This window comes from Methylophaga sp. UBA4204 (genome assembly GCF_002379485.1).
Lineage (GTDB): Bacteria > Pseudomonadota > Gammaproteobacteria > Nitrosococcales > Methylophagaceae > Methylophaga.
In genome coordinates this window covers 35002-35207 of the sequence record NZ_DFTU01000043.1, presented here as the reverse complement: position 1 = coordinate 35207, position 206 = coordinate 35002, and the positions used below count along the sequence as shown (strand labels likewise).

The window sequence follows — 206 nt, the reverse complement described above, 5'->3', positions numbered from 1 at the left end:
TTACCTTATGAAATTGAAGTAGAAGGGAAGATCGTCAAAGTTTTCCTTAATGAAAACAATGGGCAGATTGCAAAAGCACCACTTCCAAATACAACTCCGTTAGCTGCTCCAGATATTAATTCGGTGACGGATATCGATTTCAGACGCGGCGAACAAGGCGAAGGCAGATTAATATTGCAGTTAAAAAATGAAAATACTGCTATGGA

At 38.8% G+C, this 206-nt stretch carries 1 protein-coding gene; it reads left to right on the top strand.

Features of this window, described 5'->3' with window-relative positions; genetic code table 11:
* Nucleotides 1–206, top strand: a 206-nt coding sequence (locus tag B3182_RS06175) for a hypothetical protein (RefSeq protein WP_292751996.1), incomplete at both ends; no start/stop codon positions are given.